3 protein-coding genes are annotated in these 2,453 nt (G+C 55.5%); all 3 read left to right on the forward strand.

Annotation, left to right across the window (positions count from 1 at the left end; genetic code table 11):
• The coding region (locus AB4Y84_RS19295) for a hypothetical protein (RefSeq protein WP_442250689.1) at positions 1–236 on the forward strand (236 nt) is incomplete at its 5' end.
• Positions 237–287: 51 nt separating this feature from the next.
• The gene (locus AB4Y84_RS19300; RefSeq protein WP_442244212.1) at positions 288–1,499 is read left to right on the forward strand and encodes a hypothetical protein; all 1,212 of its coding nucleotides are present in this window, start codon (positions 288–290) and stop codon (positions 1,497–1,499) included.
• Positions 1,496–2,320: a hypothetical protein gene (locus AB4Y84_RS19305; RefSeq protein ID WP_313250349.1), complete on the forward strand. Its 825-nt coding sequence runs from the start codon at positions 1,496–1,498 to the stop codon at positions 2,318–2,320. The genes AB4Y84_RS19300 and AB4Y84_RS19305 overlap by 4 nt, the downstream gene beginning before the upstream one ends.
• Positions 2,321–2,453: the final 133 nt, after the last annotated feature.

The raw sequence follows: 2,453 nt of genomic DNA on the forward strand, positions 1-2,453 counted from the left end.
CTGCAGCGCAGCCGGACGTGCTTGTGCCGGCTCAGGAGATCTCGATCCTGGAGATCACTATCCAAAGCGAGAGCGCGGTACACGTAATTTCTGGCGATCATGAAATCGCAGGAACCCAGTGCACCAGCTATTCAAGTGGAGGTACTCATTGTGGCCATTACTCCACAGGGGACCAACAAAAAGAGGTGTTCAAGGGCGATCACGCGGTCCCGAAAATCCAGAAGTTCAACGTCTGATGGAACGAGCGATCGCCATCAAGGCGATCGCTCACCATCCAGGAGCGATTGATGGAGCTGTCCCTTGAAGATCTGAAGCGCGCACTCGATGAACCTAGCAGGACTGCCGACGTGTGCTCGACATTGTTGGGCGCATGGTTCGAAAATATTTCGCGACGCTTGGGTGATGCCCTTTCAGCGAAGGGGAGTGAAGGATCGGAGAGCAGAGCCGCGGTCGATGCGGTCGCCCGATCCATCCCTCATCTCGACTCGTCGGCAAGGCGAAGGCTTCTTGGTTCGCCATGGGTATCCGGATTCTTGGACAACCCCTCGGGCGTTGCCTATGAGAATGAGAATGGGGAGTCGATTTCGACAATTCACGCGTTGTTGCTCGCCGTGCTCGCGGAGAACCCCGACCGGCAGCTTCATTGTGGGTCGGGTGAGCTTTCGGATCAAAGTCCTCACGAAAGTGCGCTGGGCGACTGGACTCTCAAGCACCACAGAGGCGGCACTGAAAGGGTGCAGCGTCCCCGACTTGGTGGAGTGATCGTCCTTGATGGGGATAGTCGGCTCTCACGCAGGTACGAGGCAGAGAGCGGGACATTCTGTCGTCCATGCCTGGATATCTCACAGGAGGAGATGGACGCAATAGGAGAAAAGCTCGAAGCGGCTATTCACATGCTGGACGAGGCAGCGCCACATCTGGGCTTGTTGGTCCGAACATTCACAAGGCGTGTGCTTGTAAGGAAGTCAATTGAAGAAGGCGAAGACGTGGCCCTGCTCAATCTCGGCTCGGAGTATCGGCCCATCCATGCAGGTTGTATTCGGATGCTGAATGTCCATCGGACAGAGATGACCGTTGACCTGTGCGCGGAGGCGATTCTGCACGAATCGGTGCACTCCTTCCTGTCAGCGTATGAAGACGTCTACGGAAAATTCATGTCTGGTTCGATCAGGGTTCGGCCTGTTTCGCCGTGGTCAGGAAACTTCATTCCCAATCACTCGCTGGCGCATGCAGTGTTCGTCTATTACGCGATACATCAGCTTCTCGACCACGTGCGGAGGTGTCCCTCCACCTTCGACCCGATCATGCTCAAGAGAATGAAACGAAGGCTGATGCATGTTGATGGTGGGTTCTTCATTGAAAGCAGGATGTCTGCCCTCTTTCTGTTGGACTTTCCCGCGTCGGCGGAATTCATGGGGCTGGTGGATAACGTGCAGAGCGTGATCAAGCGAATTGATCGCCTTTCGGCAGATGGCGAGATCGCAGAGGATCTGACATGACGAGTGGCGCAATTGTCATTCACTCTGACCGGCAGGATGTTGTTGCAGCGGCTCTCAGTGGCATTGGCGGCATCAGCGTGATTCATCTTGACGAGCTGACCTCCGCATGGCCGGTTCAAGAAGCAACGCCCATTGCTCCCATGGACTTTGATCGGATTCGGACGTCTCGTCCGGGTTACGTCATCAACAGGGTATTTGATCTTTCCTGTTGCGAAATTGGCACGAGGCTCCGAAATTGCGGTTTGCATGAGAACTGGGCGCATGCAGCATTGGGGGTGGTATTGGGTCAGACCGTTGCGTTGGCGCATGGGATCGGTCCCCGCGGCGTCAGCAGATCTCGCTTGCCTCTCAACGCGCAGTGGAAGCTGATCGCTGATCGAGCTCCTGGGATCAACGTTCCTCTGTTCGCTTTCGGATTTGGTCATCGTATGCCGGACATTTCGCATCTCAAGGATCCCGTGCAGAAGTCTGTCTGGTCGTACTTCAGATGGGATGGTGAATCAGATGTAACAGAGGGGGAGGATCAATGGCATCCGTTCTTTGTCGAGCGTCCCGATGGAATGCCCGTGATCTGCAGCTATCACGGCGAAGCGATTGATCTGGAGTTTCCGCGAGGTCCGGTAGCGATCAATGGCGAGCTCCTTTCCACTCTCGTCGTAGCCTGTCGCGAAACGTTTGACAGCCGAATGGGTGAGGTTCTCTTTTACCAGAAGGATGAGAGGGTCACCTTTTACGCCTTCAGCCCGTATATGGCCAGCGTCGGCGATTCCAACAGAATCAGGGATCTCCTTCTGCGTGGAATGCCCTTCGCTTTTGCCTAGAGGCCAGGCCGACTCCATGGAGGACTCGTGGATTTCTACTACCTTTCTCTTGCGCTGAAACGATTCAGGCAGCGCATCGGTGTCCATATGGCCATCGCTCTCATGCTCGGTGTAGGCGTGGGAACCGCAATGG

Source organism: Stenotrophomonas sp. 2YAF22 (assembly GCF_052114665.1).
Lineage (GTDB): Bacteria > Pseudomonadota > Gammaproteobacteria > Xanthomonadales > Xanthomonadaceae > Stenotrophomonas > Stenotrophomonas indicatrix.